Origin of the sequence: Achromobacter sp. 2789STDY5608621 (genome assembly GCF_001299375.1) — a bacterium.
In the GTDB taxonomy this organism is placed as follows: Bacteria; Pseudomonadota; Gammaproteobacteria; order Burkholderiales; family Burkholderiaceae_B; genus Achromobacter; species Achromobacter insuavis.
Map to the genome: position 1 here is coordinate 58,365 of NZ_CYTU01000023.1, position 19,678 is coordinate 78,042.

The following is a 19,678-nucleotide window of genomic DNA, read 5'->3' on the forward strand; positions in this document are numbered from 1 at the left end:
TGCGCGCATTACTTCTTCAGCGTTGCGAACTGCGCCAGCGTGACCTGGTCGGGACGGCCCTGGTAGCGGATGTCGTTCTTCATCGCCCACACCGACAGCTCGAAGTGCACCGGCAGCATCGCGAAGTCGTCCATGGCGATGTTGCTGGCCTTGGACAGCAGCTCGGCGCGCTTGGCGTCATCCATGGTGGACGAGGCTTCCTTCACCAGCTCGTCCATCTTGGGATTCGAGTAGCGGCTGCGGTTGGTGGTGCCCAGGCCCGCCTCGGGATTGCGCGTCACCAGGAGCGAGGTCAGCGCGTTCGACATCTCGCCGCTGGTCACCGACCAGCCGGCCAGGTAGGCCGAGAACGCGTAGCTGTCGCGGTTCTTGAAGAACACCGGCGGCGCCATGGCGTCGACGCTGGTCTTGACGCCCACGCGCGTCCACATCGAGGCGATGGCCTGCGCCACCTTGGAGTCGTTGACGTAGCGGCCCGAGGGCGAGCCCAGCGTGATCGAGAAGCCGTTGGGATAGCCCGCTTCCTTCAACAGCGCCTTGGCCTTTTCCACGTCGGCCTTGGGCGCCTTGGAGTGTTCCTTGCTCGACCCGAACATGGGGTAAGGCAGCAGGTTGCCGGCGGGCAGCGCCACGCCGCCCATCACGCGCTCGACCAGCGCATCGCGGTTGATCGCCAGCGACAACGCCTCGCGCACGCGCTTGTCCTTCAGCGGGTTCTTGTCGGTGCCCTGAATGCCGGGTGAGGGCTCGGCGTACTGGTCCAGCGCCACGTACACCACGCGCACCGACGGCGTCTCTTCGACGTACAGCTTCTTGTCGCCCTTGAGTTTGGGCAGGTCATCGGTCGGGGGATCCTCGATCATGTCGACGTCGCCGGCCAGCAGGGCCGCCACGCGCGCCGCGGCGTTGCTGATAGGGCGATAGATCACCTTGTCCCAGGTAGGCTTCTTGCCCCAATAATTTTCATTGCGCGCCAGCACGAATTCGGCGCCGCGCTTCCACGACACGAACTTGTACGGGCCGGTGCCGATGAGGCCGTCGCCGCTGTTCAATTCCGTGGTGGTCTTGCCTTCGGCCGCGGGGCCGGAGGCGGCCTTCTTCGACATGATGGGCAGCTGCGCCAGGTTCACCAGCAGGTTCGGCGCCACTTCCTTGGTGGTGATGCGCAGGGTCATCGGATCCACCGCTTCGGCCTTGGCCACCGAGCCCAGGTACAGCGTGAACGGCGACGGGCTGTTCGGCACCTTGGGCACGCGGTCATAGGTGAAGACCACGTCCTCGGCGGTGAACGGCGAGCCGTCGGAGAACTTGACGCCGGGCCGCAGCTTGAAGGTCCACACCTTGCCGTCAACGGTCCAGGATTCGGCCAGCGCCGGCACCGGCTTGAGCTGCGCGTCGGTGGCCACCAGCGTGTCGAAGATGGTCTGGGAGATCTGGGTGTTCGGCGTCAACGCGTGATACTGCGGATCCATCGACGATGGCTCGGTCTTCAGCCCGATCACCAGGTCGCGCGCCAGCGCCGAATTGAGGGTGCCGAAGGCCAGCAGGACCGCTACCGAACCACAGGCCAACACACGCGAAAACCGAGATGCCATCATGATCTCCCAGGGATGTTTCGGGTTTTAAACCTCTGGCGCACCTTAACCAGCAAACAAGGCCCCGCGCAACAGTTATATTCCCCTATTGTCCTTGCCTCGCGTTGTCCCCGATATGTCCGTTCATGCTCCCATCGCCGCCATTGCCACCGCCCCCGGAAGAGGCGGCATCGGCGTCGTGCGCGTTTCTGGTGCGGACCTGTCCGAATTGGTGCGCCGCCTGTTCCAGCGCGAACTCACGCCGCGCCACGCGCACTATCTGCCGTTCAAGGCGGTCGACGGCGAACTGCTCGATGAAGGCATCGCGCTGTACTTCAAGGGGCCGCATTCCTACACCGGCGAGGACGTGCTCGAACTGCAAGGCCACGGCGGCCCCGCGGTGCTGCGGCGCGTGCTCGACAGCTGCCTGGCGGCGGGCCGCCACCTCGGCCTGCGGCTGGCCGAACCGGGTGAGTTCACCCGCCGCGCCTTCCTCAACGACCGCATGGACCTGGCGCAGGCCGAGGCCGTCGCCGATTTGATCGAGGCGTCCTCGGTGGCCGCCGCGCGCGGCGCGATGGCCTCGCTGTCGGGTGAATTCTCGGCGCGCGTCAACGACCTGTCCGACCGCATCATCCACCTGCGCATGCTGGTCGAGGCCACGCTCGATTTCCCCGAAGAGGAAATCGACTTCCTTGAAAAGTATCAGGCCCGGCCCACGCTGGAAAAGCTGGCCGGCGACCTCGGCCATCTCATCGCCCAGGCGCGCCAGGGCGTGATCCTGCGCGAAGGCCTGCACGTGGTGCTGGCGGGGCAGCCCAACGTCGGCAAGTCCAGCCTGCTGAACGCGCTGGCCGGCGACGATGTCGCCATCGTCACGCCGATTGCGGGCACCACGCGCGACAAAGTGGTGCAGCAGATCCATATCGACGGCGTGCCGCTGCACATCGTCGACACCGCCGGCCTGCGCGAAACCGAGGACACCGTGGAAAGCATCGGCATCGCCCGCAGCTGGCAGGAAATCGAGCGCGCCGATGTCATCCTGCACCTGCAGGACGCCACCCAGCCGGGCGACGAACTGGACGCGCAGATCACCGCGCGCCTGCCGCCACGCACGCCGGTGCTGAAGGTTTTCAACAAGGTGGACCTGTTATCCACAGCGTTTACGGCCGGCCCCGGCGAACTCGGCATTTCGGCCAAGCGCGGCGCCGGCCTGGACGCGCTGCGCGCCGAGCTGCTGCAGATCGCCGGCTGGAATCCCGGCGCCGAGTCGCCCTGGCTGGCGCGCGAGCGCCATCTGCATGCGCTGCAGGAGGCCGCCGAGCACCTGGCGCTGGCGGCCGAACACGCCGAACAGGACGACCGCGTGCTGGACCTGTTCGCCGAGGAACTGCGGCTGGCGCATGACAGCCTGTCGAGCATCACCGGGAAGTTCACCAGCGACGACCTGCTGGGCGAGATCTTCTCGAGCTTCTGTATCGGGAAATAGCGTTCCCATGACCGCAACCGGCGCGCCCCACCGCATCCGTCCGGCCACGGCCGACGACCTGGCCGAGGTGGAGCGCATCGTCCACGAGGCCTACCGCCATTACGTGGCGCGCATCGGCGCCACGCCGGGACCGATGCGCGACGATTACCGCGCGCGCATCGCGCAGGGACAGGCGCAGGTGCTGGAGGACGAAGGCGGTATCCAGGCCGTGCTGGTCCTGGTGCGCGAGGCGGATTGCCTGCTGCTCGACAATGTGGCGGTGTCGCCCGGCGCGCAAGGGCGCGGCTATGGCCGCGAACTGATGCAATGGGCGGAAACCATCGCGCGGCAGGCGGGCTATCCGCGCATCCGGCTGTACACGCAGGAAGCGATGAGCGAGAACATCGCCATCTATCAGCGCTATGGCTATGTCGAGACGCATCGCGCCGAAGAGATCGGCCTGAAACGCGTGTTCATGACGAAGCGCCTGGATTGATCCCTCCAATTAAGCGAGCAATAGCTCGCTTAATTGACGAAACCCGGCATCAATGATTTCCGTGGAAAAATATGTGAGCTTTTGCTCACCCCTATTTTCAAGCAGTTTTTAGACAAAATTCTGATCAGGAATCCCGCGACCTGTCCGCGGGAAGCGCCGGCGCCGACTTCAACGTCTCGCGCGCAATTCGATTGCTGGCCAGCGATTTCGCATACACCGAATCCGGCCGGATGCGTTGCGCGATCACGAAGCCGGTGATGCACGCCAGCATCAGCGGCAACATCACCTCATAGCTCAACGTCATCTCGAAAATCATCAAGATCGACATCAGCGGCGCATAGGTCGTGGCCGCCAGCAGCGCCCCCATGCCGACCACAGCATAACTCGACACCGCCGACAGGTCGCCAGCGGGAAACAACGCATGCAGGCCGGCGCCATACAGGGCCCCGACCGCCGCGCCCACGAACAGGGTCGGCGTGAAGACGCCGCCGATCGCGCCGGAACCGACGCTGGCGCCGGTGGCCACGATCTTGAACAGCAGGATCGCCGCCACCGCCTGCCAGGCCCATTCCGTGTGCAACATGCTGTTGACCACGCTGTAGCCGTTGCCCCAGACCTCGGGCTTGAACACCGACAGGGCGCCGACCACCAGTCCGCCCAGCGCCATCTTGGCCCACAGCGGCAGGCTCAAGCGGCGGAACAGGGCCTTCGACCCATCGAGAAACCGAAGGAATTGCGGCGCCACCATCCCGGCGATCAGGCCCAGCCCCAGGTAATTGACCACTTCCCAGCCGGACACGAACTCGAACGGCGGCATATGGAAGACCGCATCGTAGTGCAGGATCTGGCGCGTCACGATGTTGGCGACCACCGACGACACCACCAGGGGCACCAGCGTCGCCGAGGAAATGGCGCCGTAGACGATCTCGGAAATGAACAGCGCGCCGGCGATCGGCGCGTTATAGGCGGCCGTGATCCCGGCGGTGGCGCCGCAGGCCACCAGCAGCCGCAGATGGCGGGGCGGCAGGACCAGGTAGCGGCCCGACAGCGACGAGAACATCGCCGCCAGCTGCACCATCGGTCCTTCACGGCCGATCGAAGCGCCCGAACCGATTGAAAACAAAGAAGAAATGCTGCGCGCCACGGTCTGCCGAAAACCGATCACGCCGCGGCCGATGGCGATCGCCTCCATATAGTCGGCGGCGCCGCGCGGCGGCAGGCGCCGGGCGGCCGCCTGCAGGATCAATCCGGCAATCGCGCCCCCGGCCGCCGGCAGCAGAAAGCGTTCCCAAGGCGACAGCCCGCGCGCCAGCGACACCATCCCGTGCGGCGAATCGACCCCGCCCAGCACCATCTGGATCCAGCCCAGCAGTTCCCGAAAAATCACCGTCGCCAGCGCGCCGGCCAGTCCCATCAAGGCGGCCGCGCACAGGGTCGCGGGCAGATTGTCGGCCAGCAAACGGCCCCTCAGCCAGGTCGCCCAGGCCGGTTTTTTGATTCTGAGTTGTCGTGCCATGGGCGGGATTCTACGGCGGAAACCTGCTCACTTTTTGTTCAGCGCAACGTCAACCGCAGAGAGACGCCACCCCTCACATAGCCGGTTCCGGCAACGCCTCCAGGGGCCTTTACGGGCCTGGAAAGGGGCGAAAACCAGGGTAGGCAAGGGGCGTTTTTTCGGGGTAAAAGTGCCGCTTCCCGACCCGGTTCGGCAGAACAGGGCTGTGGATAACTCCTAAGGCGGCAGGTTGTGCACATTGTGTGGAGGCAAGTTGAACAAGCGGGGGTTTTCGGTGGGCTCCCAAATCTTGTCCAACTTCGACTCTTTTCCCACACAGAGTTCTTGCACAGCCAAAAACGCTCGCAACCTGATGAAAAAAAACAGGTTTCCAAGGTTAAGGTAGTTATCCACAGGCCTTATTAATCATTAGTCTTTATATAAAGAGAAATACAGGGAAAAGACAAACATGCTTTCTCCTATCTCCCAGCCACGCCCCCCCGGACTCCGTCCATGCGCATCCTTCTCATAGAAGACGAAGCCGAACTTGCTCGCTGGCTTGCAAGAAGCCTGGCCCGGCATGCGGGCTTCGTGGTCGACTGGGCCGATGACGGCCTGGTCGCCGAAAGAAGACTGGCGGTCGAAGAATTCGATGCGGTCATCCTTGACCTGGGACTGCCGGGCATGGATGGCCATACCTTGCTGGCGAAGATTCGCGCGCGAGACGACCGTACGCCGGTGCTGGTCCTGACCGCGCGCGATTCACTGGCCGAAAAAATCGGGACGCTTCACGAAGGCGCGGACGATTTCCTGCCGAAACCGTTTGTTGTGGAAGAGTTGGAAGCGCGTTTGATCGCACTGGTACGCCGCAGCCGTGGCCGCGACCATCCGCGACTCGCCCTGGGAAACCTGGTTTTCGAGACTTCCGCGCAAAAATTCACGGTCTCCGGACAGGCTTTGCAGTTATCCCCACGTGAACACGCGGTCCTGCGGGTGTTGATCCAGAAAAGCGGCGAACCGATCAACAAGCAGCAGATCCTGGATCGGATCGTGACCGACGATGCCGACATCAACCTCGAGGCCATCGAGGTGCTGGTGCACCGGTTGCGCAAAAAATTGGCGGAAACCGGCGTGCAGATCACCACCATGCGCGGCATGGGCTACTGCCTGGAGAACGCTGTTGACAACTAGTTTTCCGGAAAAAACCCCGGTTTCCAGGAAAAAAAGCCGCAACCGGACCCTGAAAACGCAGTTGCTCTGGTGGTTGATCCCGACCCTGGTGCTGGTGATGGTCGGCGCGCTCTGGCTGTCCAACCACCAGCTGCGAAACCAGGTCGATATCGCCTATGACCGGTCGCTCGCTGGCGCGCTGCGCGCGATCGACCACAACATATCCACAGCCAGCGGTGGATTAGCCATGGAGCAGCCGTACCTGATGCTGGAATTTTTCGAGCTGACGGCCAATGGCAGCGTGTTCTACCGCGTGGCCACCGAGGACGGGCTGGCCGAAATCGGCCATCCCGGGCTGCCCATGCCGACCCAGCCGCTGGAATCCGGCGAGGCCCAGTTTTTCTACGCGACCTACCTGGGCACCCCGGTACGGGTCGCCGCGCTGGCGCGGGCGATGGATCCGCCGCTCTATGCGAACAAAGGGGGACGGGTTATCGTGCAGGTCGCCGAGGGCCTGGAGAGCCGCCAGGCGTTCCTGCACCAGGTGCTGGTGCGCTCGGTCGAGCGCGACCTGGCCGTGATCCTGATCAGCGTCCTGGTGATCGTCCTGGGGGTTTTCATGGCCCTGCGCCCCCTGCAGCGCCTGAAGCAGGAAGTGGAAAGGCGTTCCGCGGACGATTTAAGCCCCGTCAGCGCGTCGGAGATGCCAGGTGAGGTCCTACCCCTGGTTGCGGCCGTAAACCTCCACATGGCCCGCTACGCGGCTCAGGCGAGGGTCCAGAGCCAGTTCCTGGACGACGCCTCGCACCAGTTGCGCACGCCTTTGTCGGTTTTGCGGACCCAGACGGCGTATGCCCTGCGCGAAACATGCCCCCAGGAGGTCCGTACAGCCCTTCTGGCGATGCAGGAGGGGTTGGACAGGGCCGTACGCACCACCAACCAGATGCTCGCCCTGGCGCGCGCCAAGGACGCTTCCCTGCCCGAAGCCGGTTTCGCGCCCGAACCGGTCGACCTGGCCGAGCTGGCCCACGGGGTGATCCGCGGCCTGCTGCCGACCGCCCGCGCCCGCCAGCTGGACATCGGCCTGGAGGCCGAGACCGGGCCGGTCGTGGTCAACGGCGCCGACTGGCTGTTGCGGGAGGCGGTCAGCAATCTGGTCGACAACGCCATCCGCTACACCGCCCCCGGCGGCATGGTCACGGTACGGGTCAGCCACCAGACCGGGCAGGCCTGGCTCACGGTGGAAGACAGCGGTCCGGGCATGTCGGCCGAGGACATCGCCCGCGCCGGCGTGCGTTTCCGCCGTGGCGCGGCCGGCAAGAACAAGCCGGGCGCCGGACTGGGACTGGCCATCGTCGGCACCATCGCCGAGCTGCTGGGCGCCCGCCTGGCGCTGGAGAACCGGATTCCCGGGCCAGGCCTGCGCGCGTCGCTGGTGTTTTCCCTGAAAACGGGCGCGGATGTTGCGTCGCACCAGGAAAACGGCGATTTTTGAAAGCTTTTGGAAAGCTTCGATTTTGTACGGTGGCATCCGCTGGACCCGGACCGGCGCCACGCCGCCGGAATCGCCAGCCATGCCTAGACCTATAAATTCGGAGACGCAAGAAATGCAGACCAGCCTGAAGCTGCGCCTGGCCGCCGTCGCGGCCCTTGGCGCGATCACCCTGTCCCTGGGCGCCGCCCACGCCGCCGACGAGCCGCGCCGCCCCGAGTGCATCGCCCCCGCCCAGCCCGGCGGTGGTTTCGACCTGACCTGCCGCCTGGCCACCGAAGGCCTCAAGCAGAGCGGCGCGCTCAAGAGCGCCATGCGCATCGTCTACATGCCGGGCGGCATCGGCGCCGTGGCCTACAACAACATCGTGGCCCAGCATCCCAACGAGCCCGGCACCATCGTCGCGTTCTCGGGCGGTTCGCTGCTCAACCTGGCGCAGGGCAAGTTCGGCAAGTACAACGTCGACGACGTGCGCTGGCTGGCGGCCATCGGCACCGACTACGGCGTGGCCGTGGTGCGCAACGATTCACCCTACACCGACCTCAAGGGCCTGATGGAGGCCTTCAAGCAGGACCCGACCAAGATCGTGCTGGGCGCCGGCGGCACCGTGGGCAGCCAGGATTGGATGAAGGCCGCGCTGACCGCCAAGGCGGCCGGGGTCGATTTCAAGAAGATGCGCTTCGTGGCCTTTGAAGGCGGCGGCGAGGCTGTCACCGCCCTGCGTGGCGGCCACATCCAGGCCTACATGGGCGATGCCGCGGAAGCCTTCACCATGCTCGAGGGCGGCGCCCCCATCCGCGTGCTGGCCGTGTTCAACGACCAGCGCCTGCCGGGCAAGCTGGGCACCGTGCCGACCGCCAAGGAGCAGGGCTACGACATCGTCTGGCCCATCATCCGCGGCTTCTACGTCGGCCCCAAGGTGTCGGACGCCGACTACCAGTTCTGGGTCAACGCCTTCAACCGCGTCACCGAGGCGCCCGAGTTCGCCAAGCTGCGCGAACAGCAAGGCCTGTTCCCCTTCAACAAGACCGGCGCCGACCTGGACGCCTACGTGAAGCAGCAGGTCAAGCAGTACGCCGAACTGGCCGGCTCCTTCGGCCTGGTCAAGAAATAGGCCGCCCATCATGAACGATCGAATCCTGGGCATCGCGGCGTTGCTGCTGGCGGCCTTCATGACCTGGGCGGGGTGGGGCATCGAAGCCCCGTTCGCCTACGAACCGGTGGGGCCGCGCGCCTTCCCGCTGCTGCTGGCGTTGATCATCGGCCTGTGCGGATTGCGGCTGGCCTACAAGGGCGGCAACCCGGTGGAGCCCAATCCCGCCGGCGCCAATGGCCGCATCGCGCTGATGGTGGCGTTCGCCGCCGGCTACGCCTTCCTGTTCCAGTGGCTCGGCTTCGTCATTGCGACCGCGCTGATGACGGTGTTCGTCGGCCGCCTGTTCGGCGGCGGCTGGGCCAAGTGCGCGCTGGGCGGCGTGGTCATGAGCGTCTTCTTCTTCGTGTTGTTCGACAAGGTGCTGGACGTGGTCCTGCCCGGTGGCTTGCTGGAGAACCTGGTATGAGCGGAATCCTCGATCATCTGTCGATCGGCTTTGGCGTTGCGTTCTCGTGGACCAACATCCTGGTGGCCGCGATCGGCTCGTTCTTCGGCACCATGGTGGGCGTGCTGCCGGGCCTGGGGCCCATCAACGGCGTGGCGATGCTGATCCCGATCGCGTTCGCCATGAACCTGCCGCCCGAGACCGCGCTGATCCTGCTGGCGGCGGTGTACGTGGGAGCGGAATACGGCGGCCGCATCACCTCGATCCTGCTCAACGTGCCGGGCGAGGCCAGCGCCATCATGACCACGCTGGATGGCTATCCGCTGGCGCGCCAGGGCCTGGCCAACGTCGCGCTGTCGCTGTCGGCGTGGTCCGCGTTCTTCGGCGCCATCGTGTCGGTGGTGGGCATCATCCTGCTGGCGCCGCTGCTGGCCAAATGGGCGCTGGCGTTCGGTCCGGCCGAGTACTTCGTGCTGATGATCTTCGCGTTCTGCTGCCTCACCAGCCTGCTTGGAAAGCAGCCCATCAAGGGCGTGCTGGCGGCCATGATCGGCCTGTCGATCTCGGTCATCGGCGTGGACGCGAACTCAGGCGTATACCGCTATACCTTCGACTCCGTGCACCTGGCCGATGGCATCGATTTCGTGGTCGTCGTGATCGCGCTGTTCGCGGTCAGCGAGATGCTGGAGATGCTTGAAAAAGTGATGGCGGGCCACAGCGTCGAGGTCAAGCCCAGCGGTCGCAAGCTGTTCAACCTGAAGGAGCTGGCGTTCACCTGGTGGAGCGTGGTGCGCAGCGCGCTGGTGGGCTTCGGCGTCGGCGTGCTGCCGGGCGCCGGCGCCAGCGTGGCCGCGGCCGTGGCCTACTCGCAGGAAAAGCGCATCATCGAAGCCAAGGATCCGAACGCCAAGTTCGGCAAGGGCGACATGCGCGGCCTGGTCGCGCCGGAAGCCGCCGCCACCTCGTCGGCGATCGGTTCGTTCGTGCCGATGCTGACGCTGGGCGTGCCGGGCTCGGGCACCACCGCGGTGATGATGGGGGCGCTGACGCTCTACAACATCACGCCCGGTCCGGTGCTGTTCGACACCAAGCCGGAACTGGTGTGGGGCCTGATCGCCTCGCTGTTCGTGGCCAACGTGCTGCTGTTCGTCATGAACGTGCCGATGGTGCGGCTGTTCTCGAAGGTGCTGTCGGTGCCTGGCTGGCTGATGGTGCCGGGCATCCTGTGCATCAGCTATATCGGCGTGTATGCCATCAACGCCGGCACGTTCGATCTGCTGCTAGTGACGGGCATTGGCGCGATCGGCTACTTCCTGCGCAAGTTCGGCGTGCCGATGGCGCCGCTGGTGCTGGGCGTGGTGCTGGGCAACATGATGGAACAGAACCTGCGCCGTGCCCTGTCGATGACCGACGGCAACGTGTCGGTGCTGTTCGCCAGTCCCGTCGCCATCACGTTGTGGACCGCCGCGATCGCCGTGGTGGTGGTGCCGCAGATCCTGCGCCGCGTGCGCCGGGCCAGGAAGGTTGCCGCCGAACCGGTGTGACGGGTTCCGCGCCGCGGCCCCGCCGGCACGGGGCCGCGCGGCGTCGGAGCATGCCACGCCGGAGGTTGTTCAGGAGCGCCGCGGCGCTCCTTTTTTTCATCTCTACATCCGTGGTCGAGACAAAAGAAAAGCGCCCCGATGGGGCGCTTTGTCGTGATGCGCGCGGCGCGTCGTCAGACCTGCGCCAGGCGCTCCAGCGCGGCATCGAGCGTGGCGTCTTTCTTGGCGAAGCAGAAGCGCACGATGCGATGGTTCGATTCGTCCGCGTCGGGCTTCTGGTAGAAGGCCGAAACGGGAATCACCGTAACGCCGTGGCGCACCGTCAGGTCGCGCGCGAAGTCCGCTTCGTTCTGCTTGGAGATCTCGCTGTAGTCGGCCAGCAGGAAGAACGTGCCGGGGCTGGGCAGCGGCTTGAAACGCGTCTTGGCCAGGCCTTGCGACAGGCGGTCGCGCTTGGCCTGGTAGAACGCCGGCAGCTCCAGGTAGGGCTTGGGATCGCGCATGAATTCGGCCAGCGCGAACTGCATCGGCGAGGGCACCGTGAACACCATGAACTGGTGCACTTTGCGCAGCTCGGCGCTGAGCTGGCGCGGCGCGCAGCAGTAGCCGATCTTCCAGCCGGTGGTGTGATAGGTCTTGCCGAACGACGAGATCACGAACGCATGTTCGGCCAGCAGCGGACGGCGCGCGATGCTGGCATGCGGCTTGCCGTCGAACACGATGTGTTCGTAGACCTCGTCCGACACCAGCAGCACGCCGGTGTCGCGCACGATGGCTTCGAGCGCGTCCAGGTCGCTGTCGTCCAGCACGGCCCCGGTGGGGTTGTGCGGGAAGTTCAGCATCAGCAGGCGGGTCTTGGACGTGATGGCGTCGCGCACGCGCTGCCAGTCGATGCGGTAGTAAGGATCCTCGGCGGTGGGCGCGCGCAGCGGCACCGGCACCGCGGTGCCGCCGGCCAGGCGGATGGCCGGCAGGTAGGAGTCGTAGCAGGGCTCGATGACGACGACTTCGTCGCCGCTGTTGACCGCGGCCAGCACGGTGGCCATCAGCGCCTCGGTGGCGCCGCTGGTGACGGTGATCTCGGTTTCCGGGTCGTAGGCGCGGCCATACAGGGCCTGCGTCTTGGCGGCGATGGCTTCGCGCAGCGGCGCCACGCCGGGCATGTAGGGATATTGGTTATGGCCGTCGGCCATGGCCTTGCTGACCAGCGCGCACAGTGCGGGATCGGGATCGAAGTCCGGAAAGCCCTGGCCCAGGTTGATGGCCTTGTGCTCGATGGCCAGGCGGCTCATGACGGTGAAGATGGTGGTGCCGACGTCGGGAAGTTTGGATCGGATCATGGTGGACGCGAAGTGGAACGCTGGGTGTGCAAGAGAGTTTTCGTAAGTATCCCACTAACTCATAATTCGGTTTTCTCATGAGCTTATAGGCGTGGGCGGTATCGTGGTTCAAAACATGTTGTGGAGGGTCGTCGGCGGCCTGGCGATCGCGTTGACGGGCGCCTTGCTGGCGCTGTGGATGCATTTGCCGTTGCCGTGGATGCTGGGGGCGTTGCTGCTGACGGCGGCGGTGCGCATCGCGGGCGGCGGCACCGTATGCCCGCGGCCGGCGCGCAATGCCGGGCAGTGGGTCATCGGCACGTCGCTGGGCCTGTATTTCACGCCGCAGGTGATCGGGCACATCGGCAGCAATGCCGGTCCCATCATCGTCGGCATGCTGTTCGCGCTGGGGCTGGCGTTCATCGGCACCGCGATCCTGCGGCGCTATACCGATGCCGATTTCAAAACGGCCTGGTTTTCGTCGGCCATGGGCGGCGCCAGCGAGATGGCCAGCCTGGCGGAACGCCATGGCGCCCGCATCGATCGCGTGGCCACGGCGCACAGCGTGCGCGTGCTGATGGTGGTGATGACGGTGCCGTTCATTTTTCAATGGTGGGGCGTGGCGGGCATCGATCCCACGGTGCCCGGGCCCAGGACGGTGCACGGCGCCGGCCTGGCCGCGCTGGTCGCGCTCACCTGCGTCGGCGGCCTGTTCTTCATGAAGCTGCGCCTGCCCAATCCGTGGGTGCTGGGGCCGATGCTGGTGGCGATGATCCTGACAGCCAGCAGCATCGAGTTGTCCGCGTTGCCGGACTTCGTGCCGAAGGTCGGCCAGCTCTTCATCGGCTGGTCGCTGGGCGACCGTTATCGGCCGGATTTCTTCCGCGCGGCGCCGCGCTTCATCGCGGCGGTGGCGGTGTTCACGGTGATCGCGCTGGCCTTGGCATTCGGCCTGGGCGCGCTGTTGTCATTGTGGTCCGCGGCGCCGGTGCCGACGCTGATCCTGGGCACCACGCCGGGCGGCATCGCGGAGATGGCGATCACGGCCAAGGTGCTGCAGCTGGGCGTGCCGGTGGTGACCGCATTCCACGTGTCGCGCATGGTGTTCGTGGTGATCGTGACCGGGCCGATGTACGCGTTCCTGGCGCGGCGGCAGGCAAATTCCGCGTAGCGGTATTGAGCTTCCAGTCAGAAAAATACGACACATTGGGGAAAACAACTATATGAGTCTGTAATGCGGGATGAGTATGCTGATTCCGCAGTTGATTCAAGCAGCGCGCGGACTTGTTCTGCCGCTTTTGCGGCAAGCGAGAACGCAGCACCAACGCAGGTATCCCTACCGGTCGTTCAGTTCTCACGGCGTCCTTGATTCATTGCATTTCGTTAATTACAGGACGCTAGGAAAATGGCTCAGAAGGGCAAAGTCAAGTGGTTCAACGCTGACAAGGGTTACGGTTTCATTACGCCGGATGCTGGTGGCACCGACGTGTTCGCACACTTTTCCGCCATCCAGGGCCGCGGCTATCGCAGCCTGAACGAAGGCCAGGAAGTCGAATTCGAAGTCAAGGATGGTCCGAAAGGACCTCAAGCGGCCGAAATTCGCCCGCTCTAAATCGGGAAATCCCAATTTCCCGTCCGCCAGGCCTGGCCTGGCTACAACGCCCCAGAACCTCGCGGTCTGGGGCGTTGTTTCATTTGCGGCGCGGGTTTTGTTGCCCGGCTATTTCCGTGATGTTAGTGTTCACTAACATATCCTCGAGCGTTGGATAAGTTTGTGGATAATTATTTTCGGGCATGTGCATAGCGCTGCGCAGTAATGAAGCACGCTGCGTTTGCGCCGGGGAGTTTTGCACAATTTTCGGAAAGATCCGCAGGCGGAACGCTGCGCTCGACTCGTCACCGGCGCCCGCATGCCGGCCAGGGCGCGTTTCATGGGAAACCGCGTGTTTCCCTAGGAAAACCGGGCGTTTACGGCATTTTTTCGTCTGCCTGGCCGGGCTGAATCTGGCGCTGGCGGAGCAGCATTGATGCTCGCCATGACGCATTTTTATCCATTCGCGTCGCGGTTGTTCACAAAGATATCCCCATCCCGGTTATGCACAGAATGACACCTTGGATAGCCAAAAGGTGGGGGCTCAGCCTGTGGATAGAAATGGGGATAGCGAATCGGAAATGGGTTTGCGAGGATCGCCCGACGGTGCACTGCCGTCGAGTTTGACGCCGGGAACGCCATGTTGTGGATTTCATGTGAAAGCGGATTTGCTCCCGGATTATGTGCCGGCGAGTTTTCCACAGTCGGGTCGCCGCGTCCGCGGTTGGCGTAGAGGCGTGTCAGCCGAAAGGATGATGGCGCGAAACTTCCAGGACGGGCAAGATGATTCTCCGATCAAGCGTCGCGCCTGGACTTGTGTGTTGTGGCGCGATGCATCCGCCGGCGGCGAGGATAAATATGTGAATAAGTCGCCGATGCCTGCTTAAGGCGCGATTGGACTTTTGCCCCGGTTTGAAGTTCCCCGTGAAGTTCAGGGGCAATGTCTCACTCGCGTGATCGGAATGTTCAGGAATATGGCTTTTCCGTGCTCGCGCCCGGCTCCGCGTTTTGGCCGCGCTTATCGAACCGATAGCGGCAGCTTATCCACAATCTTTTCCACTGTTTTTCCCGCCTGCCACCGTATCGTCCCGGGTATACCTGCCGGGCGGATCGCAGACGTTGCAGGCATGGCGATTCAGTTCTCCGGCCCATGCTTTCCCAGGCAGCGCGTTGCGAATTTGTGTGGTTTCCGCAATCTGGGTAATTCCCCGTCGAGTCTGTTCAGAGCCACACTCTCAGCCTCCCCGTTGGCGGCAGCGTCAAGTTATCCCCAGAGTTGTTCCACGTGAAACCGGGTCCACGGAGGCGTTCGAGCTTGTGGATGCTTTTGTGCATAAGGTGCTGGTGAGTCTGCCTTGTCTCGGCTTTGTGCCGGCGAGCCTGATTTCCATTCATGCCTTTGCCTTGGCTGTGCGCCGACAGGATTCTGCCTGCGGCCGATTGTTCCGGTGACGCGGGGAGGGAGGGTGGCGGCCGGAACCGACTGCTTCGGGCTTGCGACCTGGACGGTCTAAGCGGCAACGGCGCCGGATTCGGCATAGGCGTTTAGTGTTTCAGTTGAATGACGGGAGACATTCAAGATGAAGGGCTGCGATGGCGGTGGTGAAGATTGTGAGATTCGATGCGTGCAGACTGGCCCGGATCGATATGCTGTTTCACGTGGAACAGGAAAAATTCGGGATGTTTTGGGGGTAGGGGTAGGGTAGGGGTGATAAAACCCAAATTTTTCCGCGTCGATGAACTATCCGAATGGCCGGGCGGCAGCACTTCTTTTCCTATGTTCTTGGAGTGACTTGGCCGTGATTCTGAAGCTGACGGGCTGGCAGGAACGGGTTTTCAAAGCGAGTAGGCTATAGAGGCGACGTATCTCACGTGATGTTCCACGTGGAACATCAACTTGAGCTTGGTCGCCCAGCTACTAATTGGCATCGGTTCAAAGGGCTCCCACCCGGTATGTTCCACGTGAAACATCGGATCAGGACGTCGGCAGGGGGAGGGTATGACTATGTCTAGCCGGTGTGCAGGCTGACGTATTCCCCTGAGCAAGGTCCTCAAGTGAGCGATGTTTCACGTGAAACATTGGCCTCCAGCCGGAGGCACAGGGCGAATGAAGGGCTGTTGGCCGTCGAGGCATCGATAGATATCCTGGCCCGAATCTTCGATAGACCCAGATCAATTCCCTCCACAGACAGGCGCGCAGGCATGTTTCACGTGAAACATAGGAGGAAGGCCAAGGTCGAACGAGGGAAGGGTAAAGACTCACGAAGCACCCAACCTGGGCCAACCCAAGACCTGAATGCACTTGATGAACGGTATTGGACAGTCAGTCCGACCGGGGCACACTGCATGTTTCACGTGAAACATCGCCAGGTCCGGGCGTAGCCACAGGATGTTCCACGTGAAACATCCCCCTAACAGCGGCAGATGCCGACATATTCAAACGTCGATCTAGTCGCCCTCGTTGCCAATTTGCACACGAGGTCGAGTGTTACTACCTGCATTGCTGCACCGAACCATGTTTCACGTGAAACATGCACCCCCTGCCTCTATAATGAGCACCGAACGCTCTCTTATCTCCCCATCATGGATTATCCCCGCGAATTCGATGTCATCGTCGTCGGTGGCGGCCACGCCGGTACCGAAGCGGCGCTGGCTGCGGCACGCACTGGTGCCCAGACGCTGCTGCTGACTCACAACATCGAGACCCTAGGCCAAATGTCCTGCAATCCCTCCATCGGCGGGATTGGCAAGGGCCATCTCGTCAAAGAAGTCGATGCCCTTGGCGGCGCCATGGCGCTGGCGACGGACGAGGCGGGGATTCAGTTTCGTATCCTGAACGGCTCCAAGGGCCCGGCCGTGCGCGCTACCCGCGCGCAGGCGGACCGGGTGCTGTACCGCAAGGCCATCCGTGGCCGCCTGGAGAACCAGCCCAACCTCTGGTTGTTCCAGCAGGCGGTGGAGGATCTGATGGTGGAGGGCGACCGCGTGGTCGGCGCCGTTACCCAGGTCGGCCTGAAGTTCCGGGCGAAGACGGTGGTCCTGACCGCCGGCACGTTCCTGAACGGCCTGATCCACGTGGGACTGCAGAACTATTCGGGCGGCCGCGCTGGCGACCCCCCGGCGATTTCCCTGGGGCAGCGCCTCAAGGAACTGCAGCTGCCGCAAGGCCGCCTGAAGACCGGCACGCCGCCGCGCATCGACGGCCGCAGCATCAACTACAGCATCCTGGAAGAGCAGCCGGGCGACCTGGACCCGATTCCGGTGTTCTCGTACATGGGCAACGTGGCCATGCACCCGCGGCAGCTGCCGTGCTGGATCACGCATACCAACGCCCGCACCCACGACATCATCCGCGGCGGCCTGGACCGCTCGCCGATGTACAGCGGCGTCATCGAGGGTGTTGGCCCGCGCTACTGCCCGTCGATCGAAGACAAGATCCACCGCTTCGCCGACAAGGAATCGCACCAGGTCTTCCTGGAACCGGAAGGTCTGGACACGCACGAGGTCTATCCGAACGGCGTTTCCACCAGCCTGCCTTTCGATGTGCAGCTGGACCTGATCCATTCCTTGCCCGGCCTGGAAAACGCGCACATCCTGCGCCCCGGCTACGCCATCGAATACGACTACTTCGATCCACGTGGATTGAAGAGCACGCTGGAAACCAAGGCGATCTCCGGTCTGTACTTCGCCGGCCAGATCAACGGCACCACCGGCTACGAAGAAGCCGCGGCCCAAGGCCTGCTGGCCGGAGTCAACGCCGCCCTGTCGTCGCTCGGCCGCGACCCCTGGACGCCGCGGCGCGACGAGGCCTACCTCGGTGTGCTGGTGGACGACCTGGTCACCCGCGGCGTGACCGAGCCGTACCGCATGTTCACCTCGCGCGCCGAATACCGCCTGAGCCTGCGTGAAGACAATGCCGACCTGCGCCTGACCGAAATCGGCCGCCAGCTCGGTATCGTCGACGACGCCCGCTGGGACGCGTTCAACCGCAAGCGCGATGCTGTCGCCGCCGAAGTCGAGCGCCTGAAGTCGTCGTGGGTCAACCCGCGCGTGCTGCCGCTGGAAGTGGCCGAACCGCTGCTGGGCAAGGCGATTGAACGTGAGTACTCACTTGCAGACCTGCTTAAACGGCCCAATGTTTCCTATGAAGCGCTGATGGCCGCCCGCAACACCGACGGCACGCTGCTGGCCGGTCCGGGCGTGGTCGAGGACGAGGTCCTGGCCGAGCAGGTCGAGATCCAGGTCAAGTACGCCGGCTACATCGCCCGCCAGCAGGACGAAGTACAGAAACAGATCGCGCACGAACAACAGCCGATCCCGGCCGACGTCGACTACGACGCCGTGACCAGCCTGTCGTTCGAAGTGCGCCAGAAACTCAAGACGCATCGGCCCGAAACCATCGGCCAGGCCGCCCGCATTTCGGGCGTGACGCCGGCGGCGATCTCGCTGCTGCTGATCCACCTGAAGCGCCTGCACTACGGCTCGCGCAAGCAAGCCGCATGAGCGCCCATCCCCAACCGGCCGGCGCGGACATGGCCGGCCGCCTCTCGCATGCCTTCGAGCAGCTCGGACTGCAGGCGGACGCCGCCGCGGCCGCCAAGCTGCTCGACTACCTGGCGCAGATGCAGCGCTGGAACCGGACCTACAACCTGACCGCGATCCGCGATCCGCAGCAGATGCTGGTGCAGCACCTGTTCGACAGCCTGGCCGCCGTGGGGCCGTTCAGCGAAGCGCTGGGCGCGCCCGGCACGCCAGCCAAGGTCTACGACGTCGGCTCCGGCGGCGGGTTGCCCGGCGTCGTCCTGGCGGTCATGCGGCCCGAATGGTCGGTGACCTGCATCGACGCCGTTGAAAAGAAAACCGCATTCGTCCGGCAGATGAGCGGCGCGCTGGCGCTGCCGAATCTGCAGGCGCGCCACGCGCGCATCGAAACGCTGGAACCCGCCGGCTGCAACATTGTGACGTCGCGCGCATTCGCCTCCTTGGAGGATTTTGCGATGCTCGCGGGCAGACATGTGGACAACGGTGGTACCCTCGTCGCCATGAAGGGCAAGGTCCCGGATGATGAAATCCAGGCGCTGCACGCGCGTGGGGAATGGCAAGTCGACCATATTCAGCCGCTCCGGGTGCCGGAGCTGCAAGCAGAACGCTGCCTGATCTGGATGCGCCGCAGTCAAGGAACCCTATGAAGAACTTACCCCCCAGCTCGACCGCCCGCGTTTTCTGCATCGCCAACCAGAAGGGCGGTGTCGGCAAGACGACCACCGCCATCAACCTGGCGGCCGGGCTGGCCACGCACAAGCAACGCGTGCTGCTGGTGGACCTGGACCCGCAAGGCAACGCCACCATGGGCAGCGGCATCGACAAGAATTCGCTCGAGTCGAACCTGTACCAGGTGCTGATCGGCGAAGCCACCATCGAGCAGGCGCGCGTGCGCTCCGAGTCGGGCGGCTATGACGTGCTGCCCGCCAACCGCGAACTGTCCGGCGCCGAGATCGACCTGGTGCAGATGGATGAACGCGAGCGCCAGCTCAAGGCCGCCATCGACACCGTCGGCAGCCAGTATGACTTCGTGCTCATCGATTGCCCGCCGACGCTGTCGCTGCTGACGCTGAACGGCCTGGCGGCCGCGCACGGCGTCATCATTCCGATGCAGTGCGAATACTTCGCGCTCGAAGGCCTGTCCGACCTGGTCAACACCATCAAGCGCGTGCATCGCAACATCAACGATGACCTGCGCGTCATCGGCCTGCTGCGCGTGATGTTCGACCCGCGCATGACCCTGCAGCAGCAGGTGTCGGCGCAGCTCGAATCGCACTTCGGCGACAAGGTCTTCAAGACCGTGGTGCCGCGCAACGTGCGGCTGGCCGAAGCGCCCAGCTATGGCATGCCCGGCGTGGTGTACGACCGCGCCTCGCGTGGCGCGCAGGCGTACATCTCCTTCGGCGCCGAAATGATCGAGCGCGTCCGCGAACTCAACAAGTAAGC

The 19,678-nt window shown here is 64.2% G+C and carries 16 protein-coding genes; 12 read left to right on the forward strand and 4 right to left on the reverse strand.

Translation table 11 applies throughout. The features are described 5' to 3' along the window. Positions 1-8: 8 nt before the first annotated feature. Complete coding sequence (locus AOZ53_RS20330; RefSeq protein ID WP_054431109.1) at positions 9-1,595, reverse strand: ABC transporter substrate-binding protein; 1,587 nt, start codon at positions 1,593-1,595, stop codon at positions 9-11. Between the two features lie 115 nt (positions 1,596-1,710). Between AOZ53_RS20330 and mnmE the strand changes: the two genes are divergently transcribed. Further along, positions 1,711-3,063 carry a tRNA uridine-5-carboxymethylaminomethyl(34) synthesis GTPase MnmE gene (mnmE, locus tag AOZ53_RS20335; RefSeq protein WP_054489077.1) on the forward strand — a complete coding sequence of 451 codons (1,353 nt, stop codon included), beginning with the start codon at positions 1,711-1,713 and terminating at the stop codon, positions 3,061-3,063. Positions 3,064-3,070: 7 nt separating this feature from the next. Beyond that, positions 3,071-3,538: a GNAT family N-acetyltransferase gene (locus tag AOZ53_RS20340; protein ID WP_054489079.1), complete on the forward strand. Its 468-nt coding sequence runs from the start codon at positions 3,071-3,073 to the stop codon at positions 3,536-3,538. A 124-nt stretch (positions 3,539-3,662) separates the two neighbouring features. Here the strand turns inward: AOZ53_RS20340 and AOZ53_RS20345 are convergent, their stop codons facing one another. Next, a complete protein-coding gene (locus AOZ53_RS20345; protein ID WP_054489080.1) occupies positions 3,663-5,054 on the reverse strand; it encodes a ClcB-like voltage-gated chloride channel protein in 1,392 nt (463 codons plus the stop codon). Positions 5,055-5,546: 492 nt separating this feature from the next. On the opposite strand from AOZ53_RS20345, the gene AOZ53_RS20350 reads away from it, so the two are divergent. The 5 genes from AOZ53_RS20350 (at position 5,547) to AOZ53_RS20370 (ending at position 10,780) form a co-directional block, all read left to right on the forward strand. Then, on the forward strand, positions 5,547-6,224 hold the full coding sequence (locus AOZ53_RS20350) for a response regulator (protein WP_054489082.1): 678 nt from the start codon (positions 5,547-5,549) through the stop codon (positions 6,222-6,224). A 97-nt stretch (positions 6,225-6,321) separates the two neighbouring features. After that, the gene (locus AOZ53_RS20355) at positions 6,322-7,698 is read left to right on the forward strand and encodes a sensor histidine kinase (protein WP_054489098.1); all 1,377 of its coding nucleotides are present in this window, start codon (positions 6,322-6,324) and stop codon (positions 7,696-7,698) included. A gap of 112 nt (positions 7,699-7,810) precedes the next feature. Continuing rightward, the gene (locus AOZ53_RS20360; protein ID WP_006392116.1) at positions 7,811-8,809 is read left to right on the forward strand and encodes a Bug family tripartite tricarboxylate transporter substrate binding protein; all 999 of its coding nucleotides are present in this window, start codon (positions 7,811-7,813) and stop codon (positions 8,807-8,809) included. A 10-nt stretch (positions 8,810-8,819) separates the two neighbouring features. Beyond that, entirely contained in the window at positions 8,820-9,257 is a 438-nt protein-coding gene (locus AOZ53_RS20365) for a tripartite tricarboxylate transporter TctB family protein (RefSeq protein ID WP_054430996.1), read from the forward strand. Then, positions 9,254-10,780 carry a tripartite tricarboxylate transporter permease gene (locus tag AOZ53_RS20370; RefSeq protein ID WP_054430994.1) on the forward strand — a complete coding sequence of 509 codons (1,527 nt, stop codon included), beginning with the start codon at positions 9,254-9,256 and terminating at the stop codon, positions 10,778-10,780. The genes AOZ53_RS20365 and AOZ53_RS20370 overlap by 4 nt, the downstream gene beginning before the upstream one ends. A 173-nt stretch (positions 10,781-10,953) precedes the next feature. On the opposite strand, the gene AOZ53_RS20375 is transcribed toward AOZ53_RS20370, so the two are convergent. Then, positions 10,954-12,120, reverse strand: a complete 1,167-nt coding sequence (locus AOZ53_RS20375) for a pyridoxal phosphate-dependent aminotransferase (protein WP_054489084.1) — start codon at positions 12,118-12,120, stop codon at positions 10,954-10,956. Between the two features lie 115 nt (positions 12,121-12,235). On the opposite strand from AOZ53_RS20375, the gene AOZ53_RS20380 reads away from it, so the two are divergent. Together AOZ53_RS20380 and AOZ53_RS20385 are read left to right on the forward strand one after the other, a co-directional pair. Continuing rightward, positions 12,236-13,270, forward strand: a complete 1,035-nt coding sequence (locus AOZ53_RS20380; RefSeq protein WP_054489086.1) for an AbrB family transcriptional regulator — start codon at positions 12,236-12,238, stop codon at positions 13,268-13,270. Between the two features lie 234 nt (positions 13,271-13,504). After that, positions 13,505-13,711 carry a cold-shock protein gene (locus AOZ53_RS20385; protein ID WP_006389561.1) on the forward strand — a complete coding sequence of 69 codons (207 nt, stop codon included), beginning with the start codon at positions 13,505-13,507 and terminating at the stop codon, positions 13,709-13,711. Positions 13,712-13,790: 79 nt separating this feature from the next. Here the strand turns inward: AOZ53_RS20385 and AOZ53_RS34335 are convergent, their stop codons facing one another. After that, positions 13,791-14,144: a hypothetical protein gene (locus AOZ53_RS34335; protein WP_156333453.1), complete on the reverse strand. Its 354-nt coding sequence runs from the start codon at positions 14,142-14,144 to the stop codon at positions 13,791-13,793. Positions 14,145-16,273: 2,129 nt separating this feature from the next. Between AOZ53_RS34335 and mnmG the strand changes: the two genes are divergently transcribed. The 3 genes from mnmG to AOZ53_RS20400 are packed head-to-tail and all read left to right on the forward strand — an operon-like array spanning position 16,274 to position 19,676. Beyond that, complete coding sequence (gene mnmG / locus AOZ53_RS20390) at positions 16,274-18,193, forward strand: tRNA uridine-5-carboxymethylaminomethyl(34) synthesis enzyme MnmG (protein ID WP_054430988.1); 1,920 nt, start codon at positions 16,274-16,276, stop codon at positions 18,191-18,193. Continuing rightward, positions 18,190-18,879, forward strand: coding sequence for a 16S rRNA (guanine(527)-N(7))-methyltransferase RsmG (gene rsmG / locus AOZ53_RS20395; RefSeq protein WP_054430986.1), 690 nt, complete (start codon positions 18,190-18,192; stop codon positions 18,877-18,879). Before mnmG ends, rsmG begins: the two co-directional genes overlap by 4 nt. Then, entirely contained in the window at positions 18,876-19,676 is an 801-nt protein-coding gene (locus tag AOZ53_RS20400) for a ParA family protein (protein WP_049077304.1), read from the forward strand. Before rsmG ends, AOZ53_RS20400 begins: the two co-directional genes overlap by 4 nt. Positions 19,677-19,678: the final 2 nt, after the last annotated feature.

What these genes read in the sequence shown, in the direction of transcription:
- AOZ53_RS20330 (WP_054431109.1), bottom strand. Translation starts at nt 1,595, where the DNA reads ATGGCATCTCGGTTTTCGCGTGTGTTGGCCTGTGGTTCGGTAGCGGTC.
- mnmE (WP_054489077.1), top strand. Translation starts at nt 1,711, where the DNA reads ATGTCCGTTCATGCTCCCATCGCCGCCATTGCCACCGCCCCCGGAAGA.
- AOZ53_RS20340 (WP_054489079.1), top strand. Translation starts at nt 3,071, where the DNA reads ATGACCGCAACCGGCGCGCCCCACCGCATCCGTCCGGCCACGGCCGAC.
- AOZ53_RS20345 (WP_054489080.1), bottom strand. Translation starts at nt 5,054, where the DNA reads ATGGCACGACAACTCAGAATCAAAAAACCGGCCTGGGCGACCTGGCTG.
- AOZ53_RS20350 (WP_054489082.1), top strand. Translation starts at nt 5,547, where the DNA reads ATGCGCATCCTTCTCATAGAAGACGAAGCCGAACTTGCTCGCTGGCTT.
- AOZ53_RS20355 (WP_054489098.1), top strand. Translation starts at nt 6,322, where the DNA reads ATGGTCGGCGCGCTCTGGCTGTCCAACCACCAGCTGCGAAACCAGGTC.
- AOZ53_RS20360 (WP_006392116.1), top strand. Translation starts at nt 7,811, where the DNA reads ATGCAGACCAGCCTGAAGCTGCGCCTGGCCGCCGTCGCGGCCCTTGGC.
- AOZ53_RS20365 (WP_054430996.1), top strand. Translation starts at nt 8,820, where the DNA reads ATGAACGATCGAATCCTGGGCATCGCGGCGTTGCTGCTGGCGGCCTTC.
- AOZ53_RS20370 (WP_054430994.1), top strand. Translation starts at nt 9,254, where the DNA reads ATGAGCGGAATCCTCGATCATCTGTCGATCGGCTTTGGCGTTGCGTTC.
- AOZ53_RS20375 (WP_054489084.1), bottom strand. Translation starts at nt 12,120, where the DNA reads ATGATCCGATCCAAACTTCCCGACGTCGGCACCACCATCTTCACCGTC.
- AOZ53_RS20380 (WP_054489086.1), top strand. Translation starts at nt 12,236, where the DNA reads ATGTTGTGGAGGGTCGTCGGCGGCCTGGCGATCGCGTTGACGGGCGCC.
- AOZ53_RS20385 (WP_006389561.1), top strand. Translation starts at nt 13,505, where the DNA reads ATGGCTCAGAAGGGCAAAGTCAAGTGGTTCAACGCTGACAAGGGTTAC.
- AOZ53_RS34335 (WP_156333453.1), bottom strand. Translation starts at nt 14,144, where the DNA reads ATGCGTCATGGCGAGCATCAATGCTGCTCCGCCAGCGCCAGATTCAGC.
- mnmG (WP_054430988.1), top strand. Translation starts at nt 16,274, where the DNA reads ATGGATTATCCCCGCGAATTCGATGTCATCGTCGTCGGTGGCGGCCAC.
- rsmG (WP_054430986.1), top strand. Translation starts at nt 18,190, where the DNA reads ATGAGCGCCCATCCCCAACCGGCCGGCGCGGACATGGCCGGCCGCCTC.
- AOZ53_RS20400 (WP_049077304.1), top strand. Translation starts at nt 18,876, where the DNA reads ATGAAGAACTTACCCCCCAGCTCGACCGCCCGCGTTTTCTGCATCGCC.